The 15,130-nt window shown below is 43.0% G+C and carries 14 protein-coding genes; 6 read left to right on the top strand and 8 right to left on the bottom strand.

The window, feature by feature from the left end; translation table 11 throughout:
- Positions 1-45 precede the first annotated feature (45 nt).
- Positions 46-573, top strand: coding sequence for a MarR family winged helix-turn-helix transcriptional regulator (locus IEV61_RS05730; RefSeq protein ID WP_188414644.1), 528 nt, complete (start codon positions 46-48; stop codon positions 571-573).
- A gap of 16 nt (positions 574-589) precedes the next feature.
- Here the strand turns inward: IEV61_RS05730 and IEV61_RS05735 are convergent, their stop codons facing one another.
- Positions 590-2,929 (bottom strand): tetratricopeptide repeat protein, encoded by a 2,340-nt coding sequence (locus IEV61_RS05735; protein ID WP_188414646.1) that lies wholly within the window; start codon positions 2,927-2,929, stop codon positions 590-592.
- 432 nt (positions 2,930-3,361) lie between these two features.
- Positions 3,362-4,609 (bottom strand): peptidase T, encoded by a 1,248-nt coding sequence (gene pepT / locus IEV61_RS05740; protein WP_188414648.1) that lies wholly within the window; start codon positions 4,607-4,609, stop codon positions 3,362-3,364.
- A gap of 176 nt (positions 4,610-4,785) precedes the next feature.
- Between pepT and IEV61_RS05745 the strand changes: the two genes are divergently transcribed.
- From IEV61_RS05745 to IEV61_RS05760, 4 genes are all read left to right on the top strand, one after another.
- Positions 4,786-5,136 carry an MmcQ/YjbR family DNA-binding protein gene (locus tag IEV61_RS05745; RefSeq protein ID WP_188414649.1) on the top strand — a complete coding sequence of 117 codons (351 nt, stop codon included), beginning with the start codon at positions 4,786-4,788 and terminating at the stop codon, positions 5,134-5,136.
- Positions 5,137-5,465: 329 nt separating this feature from the next.
- Complete coding sequence (locus tag IEV61_RS05750; RefSeq protein ID WP_188414650.1) at positions 5,466-6,707, top strand: multidrug effflux MFS transporter; 1,242 nt, start codon at positions 5,466-5,468, stop codon at positions 6,705-6,707.
- A 72-nt stretch (positions 6,708-6,779) separates the two neighbouring features.
- Positions 6,780-7,253, top strand: coding sequence for a response regulator transcription factor (locus IEV61_RS05755; RefSeq protein ID WP_188414651.1), 474 nt, complete (start codon positions 6,780-6,782; stop codon positions 7,251-7,253).
- Between the two features lie 310 nt (positions 7,254-7,563).
- A complete protein-coding gene (locus IEV61_RS05760) occupies positions 7,564-8,103 on the top strand; it encodes a DUF4199 domain-containing protein (protein WP_188414652.1) in 540 nt (179 codons plus the stop codon).
- Positions 8,104-8,107: 4 nt separating this feature from the next.
- Here IEV61_RS05760 and IEV61_RS05765 read toward each other — a convergent pair whose 3' ends face one another.
- The 6 genes from IEV61_RS05765 to IEV61_RS05790 all read right to left on the bottom strand — a co-directional run bounded on the left by IEV61_RS05765 (position 8,108) and on the right by IEV61_RS05790 (position 13,693).
- Positions 8,108-9,307: a sensor histidine kinase gene (locus tag IEV61_RS05765; RefSeq protein WP_188414653.1), complete on the bottom strand. Its 1,200-nt coding sequence runs from the start codon at positions 9,305-9,307 to the stop codon at positions 8,108-8,110.
- A 91-nt stretch (positions 9,308-9,398) separates the two neighbouring features.
- On the bottom strand, positions 9,399-10,535 hold the full coding sequence (locus IEV61_RS05770) for a glycosyltransferase family 2 protein (protein WP_188414654.1): 1,137 nt from the start codon (positions 10,533-10,535) through the stop codon (positions 9,399-9,401).
- On the bottom strand, positions 10,519-11,517 hold the full coding sequence (locus IEV61_RS05775; protein WP_229747051.1) for a lysylphosphatidylglycerol synthase domain-containing protein: 999 nt from the start codon (positions 11,515-11,517) through the stop codon (positions 10,519-10,521). Before IEV61_RS05775 ends, IEV61_RS05770 begins: the two co-directional genes overlap by 17 nt.
- 60 nt (positions 11,518-11,577) lie before the next feature.
- Complete coding sequence (locus IEV61_RS05780; protein WP_188414655.1) at positions 11,578-12,435, bottom strand: dienelactone hydrolase family protein; 858 nt, start codon at positions 12,433-12,435, stop codon at positions 11,578-11,580.
- 73 nt (positions 12,436-12,508) lie between these two features.
- Positions 12,509-12,907, bottom strand: a complete 399-nt coding sequence (locus IEV61_RS05785; RefSeq protein WP_188414656.1) for a GNAT family N-acetyltransferase — start codon at positions 12,905-12,907, stop codon at positions 12,509-12,511.
- A gap of 105 nt (positions 12,908-13,012) precedes the next feature.
- Positions 13,013-13,693 (bottom strand): YiaD family glycine zipper/OmpA-like lipoprotein, encoded by a 681-nt coding sequence (locus IEV61_RS05790; RefSeq protein ID WP_188414658.1) that lies wholly within the window; start codon positions 13,691-13,693, stop codon positions 13,013-13,015.
- Positions 13,694-13,976: 283 nt separating this feature from the next.
- Here IEV61_RS05790 and IEV61_RS05795 point away from each other — a divergent pair, with 283 nt between their 5' ends.
- A complete protein-coding gene (locus tag IEV61_RS05795) occupies positions 13,977-15,113 on the top strand; it encodes an ABC transporter permease (protein WP_229747052.1) in 1,137 nt (378 codons plus the stop codon).
- Positions 15,114-15,130 lie beyond the last annotated feature (17 nt).

Genomic DNA, 15,130 nt, shown 5'->3' on the forward strand with positions numbered 1-15,130 from the left:
ATGAATGCAGAAAGATTGTATATTGGGGCAACTATTTCATTAACTATGGATCTTATTACCGAACTGGCGGAGCTGGCTATCGCTACGCGTTTAAAACGTTTGAGCGACAGGCTGGCTAACGATGTTAACAAAATATACAAAGAACTTAACCTGAACTTTGAATCTAAATGGTATTTGGTGCTCGAGTTGCTGAACCGCCGCAGCATGTTATCGATAGTAGATGTTGCCGAAGAGCTTAAATTAACCCACCCTGCTATTGTGCAATATGTAGATCAAATGCTTAATGCCAAGCTCATCATTGCCCATAAAGACAGTACGGATGGCCGTAAGCGCCTGGTATCGTTAGCGCCTGATGGTAAAAAGCTTTTAGATGATCTTGCCCCCATATTGTCTATTTTGCGAGAAGAAGTTAGCGGCTGGTTGAACGAAGCCGATTGCAACTTATTATCCACATTAGGGCAATTAGAAAAAACACTTGAAGACCGGTCGTTATACCAACGGCTTAAAGGGCAGTTACAATACAGCGGTAAAAACAGCGCTAACGTATTGAGCACACAAGAAAGAGAAGCGTAAAATTTTCAGCTTGCCCTTAATTACAATATTTCCTGATGGCTTCGTATGCTTCTTTTAAGCCAAGCTCACCCGCTTTACTCAAATCAAGACAGCCCTTCACCTTTTCGGATGGTACATTTACACGGGCAAGCCCACGTCCATAATAGGCCAGTCTATAGAGCGAATCAAATGCAAGAGCCGCAGTGAAGTCTTCAATTGCACCTTGATAGTCTTTGAGCTGAGTTCTGGCTTCACCCCGTTTCAGGAGAGCTAATTTACTGGCTGGATTATTTTGTATAGACATAGTGAGATCCATAGAAGCACCAAGGTAATCTTGCAATTCATACTTGGCAATGCCGCGGTAAAGGTAAGCATCAGCATTATTAGGATTCATTTCAATCGCCGTGTTATATTCCTGTATGGCGTTGATAGAATCCTTCATATTAAGCTTCGCTAATCCGCGATACAGATATAAGTCCTCACCTTGCGGTTCGTTGGCGTAAGCAATGTTAAAATCTTCCATAGCACCGATAGAATCGGGTAGGTTACTTTTGGCTAAGCCTCTGTAATAATAACCTTTAGCGCTATTTGGATTGATATTTAATGCTCTATTGTAGTTATCAATAGCGCCTGTATAATCATGCAAGCCTGCTTTAGCATTACCTAAAAATTCATAACCTTCTTCAGTGGGTTTCTTGGAAAGGGCTTTGTTTATATCCTTCATAGCACCTTCATAATCACCATAACCAAGTTTTAAGTTACCACGGTTTTGGTAAGCCTCTGCCAATCCGGTATCTATACGCAGCACCTGGTCAAAATCATGGGCAGCACCCTGGGTATAACCCAATTTGCTTTTTGCCACCCCACGGCCGATAAGTAAAGCCGGATTTTTAGGGTTAATGTTCAGCCCCTGGTTGTAAATGTCAATAGCACCCTTGTAATCGCGGAACATGGCACGGGCATCGCCCAATTTGAGGTATGCTTCCTCGCTTTTTGGCGAATTGCTTAATGCGCGCTGGTAATCTTTTGCCGCGGCTGTAAAATTGCGTGTGATGCTGTAGGCATTGCCACGCTCCAAGTAAGCCTCTATATAGTTAGGACGAATATTAATAGCTTGGGTGTAATCTTCAATAGCACCACGCAAATCTTTCTTGTCGCGTTTAATGTTACCGCGTGCAAAATAGGTATAAGAGTTACGCGGGTTTAATTGAATGGCGGTATTAAAATCTGCTAAGGCAGCAACGGTATCTTTTAACGATGCATTGACCCTGCCGCGGGTAGCATAAGCAGCATCATTTTTATCATCTTTTTTGAGTACAAACTCCACATCGTCAATTGCACCATCATAATCTTTATTATCAAGTTTTATGCTGGCGCGAGTTAGGTATGCTTCTGTAAAAGCATCGGGCTGCATGGTTATAGCCTTATTTATATCAACCAGGGCATTTGCCTTATCGCCAGTATTGTAACGGGCCACACCGCGGCGCAGGTAAAGTTCAGCATTGTTAGGGTTTAAGGCAATGGCTTTAGTATAACCGGCTATGGCGCCACGGTTGTCAGACACATTGCTTTGTGCATTGGCCAGGTAATGGTAAAGCCCCGATAGTTTAGGGTTAAGCCTGAGAGCCTGGTTGTAGTCAACAATGGCACCCTGGTTATTGCCCATATTAACTTTGGCATTACCACGATAATAGTAGGCCTCAGCATTACCCGGATTTAATTCGAGGGATTTGTTAAAATCTAAAATAGCACCGTTATAGTTCTTGATGGCAGCTTTTGCATTAGCCCTGAAATAGTAAAGCTCTGCATCGGCAGGCCGCATTTTAAGAGCGCGGTCATAATCTAAAATAGCAGCGGGATTATCCCCGATGTTGCTGAATGCCACACCTCTATATTTATACAGATCGGCATTTTTAGTGGTAATGGCTATAGCCTGGGTAAAGTCTTCAATCGCACCTTTATTGTCTTTTAAATTGGCTTTGGCATTTGCGCGGTAATGGTAGGCTTCGGAGTTATTGGGCTTGTACTTTAAAGAAGTGGTAAAATCCTGCACAGCCTCGGTATAATTGCCAAGGCTGGCTTTGGCATTGGCCCTGTAAAGATAAGATAAGGCACTATTGGGTTTAAGCCTGATGGTTTGGGTATAATCCTCAATGGCACCCTCGTAATCTTTAATGTTTCCCTTGGCGTTGGCCCGGTAAAAGAAAGCCTTCACGTTGGTACTATCCAACTGAATAGCCCGCGTATAATCAATAATTGAACCGGTGTAATTTTTTACATTATCTTTAGCGTTACCGGCCCTTACGTAGCTTCCGGCAGTTTGTGCAATTGCCCAAATGGGTAAAAAAAGCGCTAAAGTGAGTAATATTTTCCTCATAATTATAGAACACTTAAATAGGAAACCTTCATAATGGAAGTCTCTGTAGATAGTATAGTTGTAAAATGATAAGCCGTAATACAAATTTTAACCTTTTTACTAATAATACATATTTTGCTTCAAAAATAAATTGGAAGTGGGTTATATGTACCTCAATAAGGGTTTAAATCTCATATTTTGGCAAACTTGTAATTGTAAAATTATTAAACTAATAAAAAGCTTTATTTAAAATAAGCATTCTTGTAACTGTAAAGAACCATGCCTGCATGCAGAAACTGATAACTTTAAGTTAAATTTTCAGATTTGCGGCTTGGTTCTTCGGTCGTAATAAATTTTCGAGAAGTATAGCTGCAACTATCATGCAAAATATATTTAAAACTCAATTTTTGCCACTTTTGCAAATAGCTAATATTGCTTTTTGAAAGGCAAAATTTAAGAAACCGCGTGCTCCTCCCATATAGCACACAGGTTCAGAATGGTATGTACGGCTTTCTGTATATCCTGTACCGATACCCATTCCTGGCGGCCATGAAAGGCATGCTCTCCGGCAAAAATGTTAGGCGTAGGTAAACCCATAAATGATAGGCGTGATCCATCGGTACCGCCCCTTATGCTACACAGTTTAGCGTCTAATCCAGAACGGCTAATGGCTTCCATACCATATTCTACAATTCGCGGATGCTCGTCCAATACCTGTTTCATGTTGCGGTATTGCTCTTTAACAATGAGTTGGTAAGCGGCGTCAGGATAGCTTTGCAAAACCTTTTCAGTTATGGCTTTAATTGTCTGGGCATGTTGCTGTAATTTTACCGAGTCAAAATCGCGGATAATAAATTCAACCGTAGCTTGCTCCACATGGCCACTTATGCCAACCGGGTGTACAAACCCCTCCATACCCTCGGTTCCCTCTGGCGAAAGATCAAATGGCAATGCAGCTACAACTTGGGCGGCAATTTTGATGGCGCTTTGCATTTGCCCTTTGGCAAACCCCGGGTGTGCACTTACCCCATTGATGATAAGTTTGGCACCATCGGCCGAAAATGTCTCATTTTCCATGTTGCCAGCAGTTTCTCCATCTATGGTATAGGCGGCAAAAGCACCCAGTTTTTGCAGGTCTACCTTATCAACGCCGCGGCCAATCTCTTCATCGGGCGTAAACAAAATTTTAATGGTGCCATGTTTAATCTCAGGGTGCTGCATTAATTGGTAGCAGGCATCCATAATTTCGGCTACGCCGGCCTTGTTATCGGCACCCAGCAGCGTGGTGCCGCTTGCGGTAATAATATCGTTCCCTATTTGGTTCTTTAACTCAGGGTGGTTTTGCGGTTTAAGTACCTGCGTAGGGTCATCGGGCAAAACGAGGTTCTGCCCCTGGTAATTTTGGTGGATGATGGGTTTAACGCCTTCGCCACTGCAATCGGGCGAGGTATCCATATGCGAGCAAAAGCAAATAACTGGTACTTGCTTATCGGTATTAGCGGGTATAGTGGCGTATACATAACCATGCTCATCTAAATGGGCATCGGTAATGCCAATTGCCAGCAGTTCCTGTACCAGTAACCTGCCCAGGTTCTTCTGTTTCTCTGTTGACGGTTGGGTAGCCGATTCCGGGTCCGACTGGGTATCTATGGCAACGTAGCGTAAAAAACGCTCGGTAACGGTATGGGTTAAATTATACATAATGCGGTATTTGCAGATAGCGCAAAAATGAAGTTTTTATTTTTAGTTGTGGTTACACAAGTGTAGAATTATAATGACAGATGTAAGGTGATGCTTATCTTGATCAAAATAGATACTATCGCTTTTGTCTTTTCAAGAGCGAATAAAAATTCGGGTTAATTACCTAACTTTAATTAATGAACACAGAAGAACTGCGCGATTACTGCCTGCAAAAGCCTCACACCACAGAGGGTATGCCTTTTGACAACGACGTGCTGGTGTTTAAAGTTGGCGGGAAAATCTATTTGCTTACCAGTTTAGCCCAAGGCAACCGCTTTAACGTAAAGTGCGACCCCGAGCAGGCCATTGAACTGCGTGAGCAATATAGTGAGGTACAACCGGGCTTTCATATGAACAAAACCAACTGGAATACGGTGTTTATGGATGGCAGCCTAACCCGCAAGCAGCTGTGCGAAATGATTGACCACTCGTATGACCTGATCTTTAACAGCCTGCCTAAAAAGGTAAAGTTAACGTTGATAGGGTAGAGCGTTGGTAAACAGGATTAGCGCTGTTAAGAAATTTTTATTTTGTTATTGATGGCTACAACCAAGTTGACAACAACCAATCCGGCAATAAGGGTAATCATGAGCATGTGTACGTTAATTTGATACGAGATGTTAGGCAATTGGCAGTCCATTTTAATCTGCTGGTCATTTACAGGCAATTACGTAAGTGTGACATTTTACAACCAGCAGGAGTGAGTAAAGCTTTCCACAATGAGGCTAAAGGCATACACGCAGGGATATGTAAAATGACAGGCTTAAGATTAATGCATTAGTGACTATGGGGGGCAGTTATTTATCTTTGCATTAATATGACGGCACCTGCTCCTCTTACCAAACAACGATACTTTTTCCTCATCCTTATTTTAGGATCGCTTACGGCATTGGGGCCTTTTTCTATTGATATGTACCTGCCCAGTTTTCCGGCTATTGCCAAAGACCTGGATACCACAGTGGAACGCGTTACCTTATCGTTGTCGAGTTATTTTGTGGGACTGGCAGCCGGCCAGTTATTGTATGGCCCCTTGTTAGATAAGTTTGGTCGCAAAACGCCCCTTTATGTAGGCTTGGCCGTGTATCTGTTGGCTTCGGCCGGTTGTGTGCTTTGCACCGATATTAACGCCTTAATTGCGGTGCGTTTTGTGCAGGCTATTGGTAGTTGTGCTGCTGCCGTAGCATCGGTTGCTATGGTGCGCGACCTTTTCCCGGTAGAAGAAAATGCCAAGGTATTTGCCTTACTGGTATTAGTGTTGGGTGCATCGCCGTTGCTGGCACCTACTATTGGAGGTTATGTAACGGCTGCTTTTGGCTGGCACTCGGTATTCATTATTTTAGGACTCATTGCCGTTTTAATATTACTGGCCGTCATTTTTACCCTGCCCGATGCTTACGTGCCCGACCATACCCTGTCTTTAAAACCACTGCCTATTATCAATGGGTTTTTAACTGTATTAAAAGAACCGCAATTTTTTACCTACGTGTTTGCCGGTGCCCTGGCCTTTGCCGGTTTGTTTGTTTACGTAGCCGGAGCGCCGCTGGTGTTCATGGGTATTTATCATCTTGATCAAAAAGTATTCGGGTGGATATTTGCCGGTCTTTCCATAGGTTTTATTGGTGCCAGCCAGGTAAATAGTTTACTGCTTAACCGCTTTACCAGTCAGCAAATTGTGCCGGTGGTTTTAATTGCACAACTTATTTTCGGGGTCATATTTGTGGTTATAGCCTTAAACGGATGGTTTGGCTTAACGGGCGTGCTGGTTATGCTATTCCTCATCTTATGTTGTGTAGGCTTAATTGGCCCAAATACATCGGCCCTGTCTTTAGCGCCGTTTACACGTAATGCAGGTTCGGCGTCGGCTTTAATGGGCGCATTACAGTTAGGCCTGGGCTCAATCATGACCATGCTGGTTGGGTTTTTTCATGCTTCTACCGCTATACCTTTAGCTGCTATTATGGCCGGAACTTCGGCATTGGCGGCTATTATCTACTTCATTGGGATACGGTTTGTAAAAGAACCGGTAAAGGCTACCGAAGGTGCGGTGGTGATGCATTGAGAATATAAGCATTCCCTTCTCTAAAATATTTTCTTAATTTCGGATAACTAACCTGTTCATCCCGGAATACCAATGACCGCCACTTTTATTGCAAGGCATAAGCAAACTATACTTTACGGCATACTGCTGGCTTTGCTGTTGTTTTTGCTCAAATGGCTCGAATTGCGCCTGCTCATCATCCATCACTCGTTCGAAATTTACGCTGGCATCATAGCACTTCTTTTTACGGGCGTTGGCATCTGGCTGGCGCTGAAACTATCGCGCCCTAAGGTGCAAACCATGGTGATTGAAAAGGAAGTGTACATTAACAACTTCTCACCTTTTACTTTTAACGAGGGTGCGCTAAGCCAACTCAATATGAGCCGCCGCGAACTGGACGTACTGCAATTAATGGCTAATGGGCTAAGCAACCAGGAAATTGCCGATCAACTGTTCGTGTCGCTCAATACGGTTAAAACACATTCGGCCCGGGTGTTCGAAAAACTGGAAGTAAAGCGGCGTACGCAGGCCGTTGAAAAAGGCAAGCGTATGGGTTTGATACCGTAATTCTTCAGAAAGGTAAGGACATGATTTCGAGGTACGAAGCAATGATGATTAAATACATTACATTCTCTTGGAAGCGTAGCTTTAAAAATGTATGCTGTCATCTCGAACGTTAAAGAGAGATCTTGTTCAAATTGCAAAGTAAACCATAAGCATGAAGTAATAAGATTTCTCGTTATCACTCGAAATGACAATTTTCCTTTATTTCATAGCCCTTAAGGATGAATACAAGCATATTTTATCAAAATCACCCTAAAGGATGAGCCTTATTTGATGGCGGGGCGGCAACTTTGAGGCATCAAAATAAATAAGTATGAAAAGAAATGTATGGGTCTTCGGGCTGTTATCGGGGTTGATAATTGCCATTTTCATGTTGGTGTCTACTACGCTTTGTTACAGAGACCCCAGCTTTGAGAGCAGCATGGTTATTGGCTATGCAGGTATGCTGCTGGCCTTCTCTTTTGTGTTTGTAGGTATTAAGAACTATCGGGACAAGTATAACGGCGGAACCATTACCTTTTTGCAGGCGCTTAAGGTGGGCGGATTAATTGCCTTAGTTTCTTCTACCATTTACGTAGGTGTTTGGCTGATAGATTACTACTTCTTTGTTCCCGATTTTATGGATCATTATGTACTGCACGTAATTGAGGAAGCCAGAAAAGAAGGAGCCAGCCAGGCAGAAATTAATAAACAAGTGGCCGAGATGGATGACTACCGCAACATGTATAAAACACCCCTTGGCGTAATACTTATGACTTACCTGGAACCGCTACCGGTTGGTATACTGGTAACGCTTGTAAGTGCGCTTATACTAAAGCGTAACCGCCCTGAAGCCAGCGCGGTAATTGCTTAACGGCTTACTTCTTAATTGAAAATACGAAAGTAGTTTCCTGGCCGGGTATGGATTCGGCGTAGATGGTACCTTGCAGTTTTTCTACCAGTGCCTTTACGGTGTGCAGTCCAACCCCGGTTCCTTCTTTATTAAAACGATCGGTATAACCAAGGGTAAATTTCTCTTCAAATATCCGGTTAAGAAATTGGGGTTGAATTCCGCGGCCGTTATCGGTCACTTTAAAGTTGTAAAAGTTTTCCTCGTTACGTACCAGTATGCGTATGCGCCCCTCGGCCTTGTCGTTATACCTGATGGCATTGGTAAGTAAATTCAAAAAGATCTGCTCCAGCGCCACGGGCGATACGTTAATGGTATGTTCAACCACGGGCAACTGTATCTTAACCGACTCGGGCACATCAATAAGGCGGATGATCTTTGTAAGCAGTTCGTTCAAATTAACGCTTTGCTGGTCGGCAAGCAGGGTAGCAGGCGCTTTGGAGTAAACCAGCATTTCATCAACCATGTGCAGCAACTGTTTAGATGCATTAATGCTCATATTGATCAGTTGCAGGCTTTTATCATCCCCATCTTTTTGCAGGCGGCGTTGCAGGGCCTGCGATGATAGCAAGATGCTGCTCAGCGGGTTCTTAATATCGTGTGCCGCCATGCTGGCAAACTTCTGGATAAACACATTAGATTCGAGCAGGGTAGCGTTCGATCTTTCGAGTACTTTTATTTTACGGCGTAACTCTAACTGGGCTACTACCTGGTTGCTCAATGTTTTAAGCGCTGCAATTTGCTGGCTGTTTAGCTCTTTAGCTTCGGTATCAATTACACAGATAGAGCCTAACGGGTAGCCTTCTTCGTTAATAATGGGTGCACCTGCATAAAATGCCACATTGGGGTCGCCGGTTACCAGCGGGTTGTTGGCAAAGCGGGCATCTTCGCGCGCATTGCTTACCACCAACACATCCTTTTCTAAAATGGTGTAGGAGCAAAAGGCATACTCTCTTGGTGTTTCCCTTACATCGGTGCCCACCGCCGATTTAAACCACTGCCTTTTTTGATCTATCAGGGTAATGAGGGCAACCGGGGTTTCACAAATTTGCGAGGCCAGTTTGGTGATCTCGTCAAACTCGTCCTCCTCCAAGGTGTCTAAAATATCGTAAGAAACTAAAGAAGCTAAGCGCTCATCTTCATTTTCCGGTAGGGGTACGACAGGCATATAATTAAATGAGGAAAAACGTAATTTTTACAAAGGAATTTATAATTTCTTAAACTACGATAAACAATTTAAATACTTTACAAAGCCATGGCTACTTAACTACGCGTCCCTTCCATTGGTACTTACTGGTATTGCCAATTAAGCCTACATATACAAAATACAATACGTGGATAGGCGATAGAATAATGAGCAGCACAATTAATCCCGACCGCTTAAAAAACGAGGTAATGGGTAACAAAAAGGCCGCCTCGAAAATATATTTAAGCAGTAGTTGTAACGCAAATACCTCAAAAAATACCAGCTTATAAAAGCTCAAAGCAGCATTCACCAACAGACTCAGGTTAAATAACCAAATGCCCACCGCCAGTGCTACCACGCTCTTGTCTTTATATTTAGTTGATTTAGAGGCCCATCTGCGGCGTTGCTGCATAAACTCGGCAAGCGTGGGTTTAGCATGGGTGTAAACGATGGCCTCGCGACTTTTTAAAAACCCAATACGGCCGGGGTAGCGTTCTGCTACTTTTTGCAGTAGCAGCTCATCATCGCCCGATGCCAGATCATCTATCCCGGAAAAGCCGCCAACCTCGTAAAAAACATCCTTGCGGTAGCAAAAATTAGCCCCATTGCATGTGGATGCCCTTCCGTTACCTATGAACGATGCTCCAATGCCTATTAAATAAGAGAATTCAAGCGTTTGAAGGCGCTCAAAGAATGACTTTTCCTGGAAGTAGGCCACCGGCGATGAGATCATGACCGGGTGTTCTGTTTCATAATAAGATACCACCGTGCTTAGCCAGTGCGGCCCCATGCGGCAATCGGCATCAGTGGCTACTATTAAGTCCCCTGTGGATAGTTTGATAGCTTCGGCAATGGCTTTCTTTTTATAGGAGTTTAGCTTTTGGGCTTCGTTCATCTGTAATAGGGTGATGCCTTGCGGAGCATAACTCCTGATAATGTCGGCCGTGCTATCCGTAGAATGGTCATCCACAATAATGACCTCGAGCAAATGCTTTGGAAAGTCCTGAGCCAGAATGTCTTCAATGGTTAAACGAATATTTTCTTCTTCGTTACGCGCAGCAATAAGTAAGGTAACCTTGGTGCCTAATATGCCGGGATCAGCCTTAACTTTAGGACTGCGCAGGGCAGCCCATCCTTTAATCAGGTAAACCAACACCACCAGGTACAACCCGGTGAGAAACAGCGATATAGTACTATAAATTGTTATCAAAGAACTTCAATTTTAAAACGAAAACAGAACCCAGTATAGCCGGGACTATGAGGTTGGTAAACCATATTAAAGCAACAGCGGCCATTACGGCTATGTGTTGCTGGGTAACATATTCAAAAAGCTTATCGGCAGTGGCACTGCGCACGCCAATATCTACAATATCAATAGTGGGCAGTACCGATTGTATAAAGAAGAACACAAATGTGAGCAACATGATTTTAAACATGGCAATGTCGGGCAGCAGCAAATGCATAATAAGGTAGTACTGAAACGAGTAAGTGGCAAACCGCAGCAGGCAATACATCATAATATGCAGCAGTTCTTTAAAATGATAGCGTTTCATGACATCAAAAAAGCGGTGATATTTTTTGAGAAATGGGATGCTGTTCAACAAAAAAACTACCCAGCGCACATTAAAGTAAAAGATGAGCATAAGCACAATAAAGCCAATGCCCGTGGTTAAAAACCCAATGTACAACCACTGATTTATGTGCAGGAAGTAGTAAATAAACCAAAGCAAGGAGGCCGAACCCACCACACTGGTAACCACCAGTTGCCCAAACGTACCTACCGCCATGGCAAATACCCCGTGTACGCGTTTACGCGGTGGTAAAAACATAACCCGGCCGCCAAATTCGCCCCAGCGGTTAGGGGTAAATATAGCCAGCGTCAACCCGCAAAAAACTGATTCTATGGCCTGCCAAAGCGATATCGGCGCCCACTTTTGAGTAAGGTACCTCCATTTAATTGCCTCAAGCAAATAGTTAAACACCATTAACAGCACAATAAATGCAATCACGGCTATAGCTTTTACCCGCCCTACGTTGGTAATAAGCGACTGAAAATGCTTTAATCCTTCGTTGTTGCTAAGCCGGCGGTATATAAAGGTAAAGGCAAGCACCAGTATAAGTGCCTTCACCAACCACGAGATCCATTTTTTAGCAGTACCGGTCAAAATATTGTGTGTGAAAATAATTTGCAATGTTATTAAAAAAGGGCAAGCTTGCCGCCTGCCCTAATCAATTTAAGTTTATGGTGCTGGTTATTTGAGCTTGGTTTTTAAGTATGCTAAGGTGAAAGCGTAAGCCTGCTTAGTGGCCTCACTGTCGTAAATAGGGTTGCTTGGATTAGCAAAACCATGATCGGCATCGTATTGGTGCAGGTAAAGTTTTTTACCCGCTCTTTCCATATTTTCTTTAAACTGAGCAACGATCTTGGTATTGATGAACTGGTCTTTATTGGCAAAGTTTCCTAAAACATCGGTATTTAGTGTTTTAAGTTTATCAATACTTTGCTCGGGCATGCCATAATACATTACGCAGGCTGTTGCTTGTTTGCCGGCCAGCAGGGTGCTTTGTAAACTCCAGCCACCGCCAAAGCACCAGCCCAATGTGGCAATGCGGGCTTTGGTTCCGGCATAGGCAATGGCACCTTTAATAATACTCTGTGCGCGGGGCTCTTTTACAGCCTGCATCAGTTTGCCCGCATCCTGGCGGTTATCGGCTATTTTACCATCGTATAGGTCGAGGGCTATCACATTTACATTACCTAAATCGCTATACAGCTTTTCGGCTTCGCGTTTAACATAGTCGTTAAGTCCGTACCATTCATGTATAACCAGCAGGTAGTTGTTAGTAGGCTTTTTTGCTTTTAGTTCGTAAGCATTAGCAGTAAGTCCATCGGCTGTTTTATAATTTATTAACTTACCGATACTGCTTTGAAAACGCATGCGTTTTGGGTTGGCGTGCGCCATTACAAATTTGCTGTTGGAGGCCAGCATGGCAAACTTTTTAGTGGCGCTTGGGGCGGTAGTTGTTTTATGGCAACAAGCCATTTTGCTTTGGCTGAAAGCTGTAGCCACACTCAAAAGCAAAATTGCCAGTAAGTATATTTTCTTCATAAAGGGGAAAGTTTGAACAGAGTTTTGAACAGCTAAGGTATAAAAAGGTTTGTAAGGCTAATTGCGTCTCAAATTACACTTTCCGCTTAATGGTGAAAGCGTCACTTATCCTATCCATCCCTATTTTAGGATAATAGTTTGCTGCTGAAGGTGCTGCTACTAACAACAACATACATTCATCGCCAAGGTGTTCTTTAGTTAGGGCAATCAGTTTTTTGCCTATACCTGCATTCTGATAATCGCTTCGTACTGCTAAATCAGACAAATAGCAGCAATAGCAATAATCAGTTACAGAACGGGCAACACCTACCAGCACTTCATCATCCCACGCAGTGGCTACTACATCGGAGTTAGCGTACATTTTCGCAATTCGGGCTTCATCATTTGTAGGTCTGTTAATGCCCGAACTATCATAAACTTCAATAACAGCTGAAGTAGCGGGTGTTATATCTAACCGGTAAGTAATATTCATAAGTATTCTTTTTAGGGTAGTAATATAGGATGAACAAGCCTTTAAATAACAAAGCCTTTTCTCGCTGAGAGAAAAGGCTTTGTAAAAAAACTATTAAGTGTATTATTAATTTGCGCTTTGTTTAGCTTCTTGTTTCAACTGATCGTTGGCAACAATAACAATTTCTACACGACGGTTTTGTGCACGGCCGCTTTCGGTAGCGTTATCGGCAATAGGCTCGTTAAAACCTTTACCTTGTGTAGTTAAACGAGATGTACTTACATCATGCGAAGCAATGTATGCTTTTACAGCTTCGGCCCTGCGTACAGATAAATCCTGGTTGTGGCTTGCGCTACCTGTGTTATCAGTATGGCCTACAATTAAAATATTGGTTTGAGGGTTGTTAGTTAATGAAGTGGCTAAGTTGGTTAAATTACTTTGAGCAGCCGATTTCAAACCTGTTTTATCAACATCAAATAAAATACCTGAGTCAAATTTTACCAAAATACCTTCGCCCTGGCGCTCAACTGTTGCTCCTGGAACGGTTTGTTTAATTTCAGCAGCTTGTCTGTCCATTTTACGACCGATAAAAGCACCTGCAGTACCACCTACAGCACCACCTATAATTGCACCTAATGCAGTGTTACCAGCACTTTTTCCTATTAAGGCACCAATGGTACCACCGGCACCAGCGCCAATAGCTGTACCTTTTTGTGTTTTAGTTAATGAATCGCAGCCTGCGCCAAATAATGATGTGGTAGCTAAGGCTACGGCAACAACAGCTGTTTTAAATTTCGTGATTTTCATATGAGTGTGTAACTTTTATGTTATGCAGCATTGCAAAGCTAATGCCAAAGTATATAGAATACTATACAACCGGATGGTTTAACCGCATATTGCACTTTACAGTTAAAAGATTTAATTTTTACAAGATTTAATAGCAATATTGCTTAAACAGAGTGTCTATAATAGACGGCTGATTAGTATAATTTACAGGTAAAATATCTGTGAATACTTACATATGCGACTATTAAATTTGCCCCTCAATATAAATATCCGATATTCACCCAAAACGAAATTAATACAGGTTTTGACTAACATTACACCGGCGCAACGTACCTGGAAAATATTCAAGCAAAATAAGTCTGCGTTGTTGGGGGCCCTCATTATTACAGTAGCTGTACTAACCGCTGTTTTGGGCTATGCTATTATGCCCGATGATAGCCCCAGTGCCAACAACATGAATTTGCCGCTGAGTTTGAAAAAGCCTGGTGCCCGTTTTCAGGTACTGTTGATACCCAAAACCGAAAAGACGGACAAGGTTAACTTTCTAAGCAAAATGGTTTTTGGGCAACCGGCTCTAAACCAGGAACTACCTGTAACTTCATATCAATTTAAAGGCGACTCTTTGATAGCGAACGTTTATTTAAGTGACGAAGATAAAGCTGAGCGTAAAACATACGCACTAACACAAATAGATTTCCATTATAAAGACACCCCCGCCAATAGGAGCCGTTTTATCCGCGAGCATATTACTTCAAAAACTTTTTTATTGGGCACCGATATGTATGGACGCGATTTGCTCAGCCGTATTATCCTGGGTGCACGTATATCGCTTTCGGTTGGTTTAATGGCAGTGCTCATTAGCTTGCTTATAGGTGTTACCATTGGTGCGCTGGCAGGTTACTATGGGGGCAGGCTCGATGCTGCGTTAAGCTGGTTAATGAATATCCTATGGTCATTACCGGCGCTTTTGCTGGTTATAGCACTATCGTTTGCGCTGGGTAAAGGCTTATGGCAAATTTTTATTGCCGTAGGGTTATCTATGTGGGTAGAGGCGGCCCGGCTGGTGCGTGGCCAGGTTATTAGCTTTAAACAGGCCGAATATATTGAGGCCGCCAAGGCTTTGGGTTATACTAACGCACGCATTATTACCCGGCACATTTTGCCCAATATGATAGGCCCGGTTTTGGTGATTGCCTCGTCAAATTTCGCCTCAGCTATACTGCTCGAAGCCGGATTAAGCTTTCTTGGTTTTGGTGCGCAACCCCCGGTACCCACCTGGGGCGGTATGATACGCGAACATTATGGGTACATAATTATGGATGCCGCATATTTGGCCGTGCTTCCGGGACTGGCTATCATGCTGATGGTGTACGCTTTTAATCTGGTAACAACGGGGTTACGCGATGCTTTCGATATAAAATCACAAAACGTACGCTTATAAATTTATTTTTTTAATTT

It is taken from the genome of Mucilaginibacter galii (genome assembly GCF_014635825.1).
Taxonomy (GTDB): Bacteria; Bacteroidota; Bacteroidia; order Sphingobacteriales; family Sphingobacteriaceae; genus Mucilaginibacter; species Mucilaginibacter galii.

What these genes read in the sequence shown, in the direction of transcription:
- IEV61_RS05730 (WP_188414644.1), top strand. Translation starts at nt 46, where the DNA reads ATGGATCTTATTACCGAACTGGCGGAGCTGGCTATCGCTACGCGTTTA.
- IEV61_RS05735 (WP_188414646.1), bottom strand. Translation starts at nt 2,929, where the DNA reads ATGAGGAAAATATTACTCACTTTAGCGCTTTTTTTACCCATTTGGGCA.
- pepT (WP_188414648.1), bottom strand. Translation starts at nt 4,609, where the DNA reads ATGTATAATTTAACCCATACCGTTACCGAGCGTTTTTTACGCTACGTT.
- IEV61_RS05745 (WP_188414649.1), top strand. Translation starts at nt 4,786, where the DNA reads ATGAACACAGAAGAACTGCGCGATTACTGCCTGCAAAAGCCTCACACC.
- IEV61_RS05750 (WP_188414650.1), top strand. Translation starts at nt 5,466, where the DNA reads ATGACGGCACCTGCTCCTCTTACCAAACAACGATACTTTTTCCTCATC.
- IEV61_RS05755 (WP_188414651.1), top strand. Translation starts at nt 6,780, where the DNA reads ATGACCGCCACTTTTATTGCAAGGCATAAGCAAACTATACTTTACGGC.
- IEV61_RS05760 (WP_188414652.1), top strand. Translation starts at nt 7,564, where the DNA reads ATGAAAAGAAATGTATGGGTCTTCGGGCTGTTATCGGGGTTGATAATT.
- IEV61_RS05765 (WP_188414653.1), bottom strand. Translation starts at nt 9,307, where the DNA reads ATGCCTGTCGTACCCCTACCGGAAAATGAAGATGAGCGCTTAGCTTCT.
- IEV61_RS05780 (WP_188414655.1), bottom strand. Translation starts at nt 12,435, where the DNA reads ATGAAGAAAATATACTTACTGGCAATTTTGCTTTTGAGTGTGGCTACA.
- IEV61_RS05785 (WP_188414656.1), bottom strand. Translation starts at nt 12,907, where the DNA reads ATGAATATTACTTACCGGTTAGATATAACACCCGCTACTTCAGCTGTT.
- IEV61_RS05790 (WP_188414658.1), bottom strand. Translation starts at nt 13,693, where the DNA reads ATGAAAATCACGAAATTTAAAACAGCTGTTGTTGCCGTAGCCTTAGCT.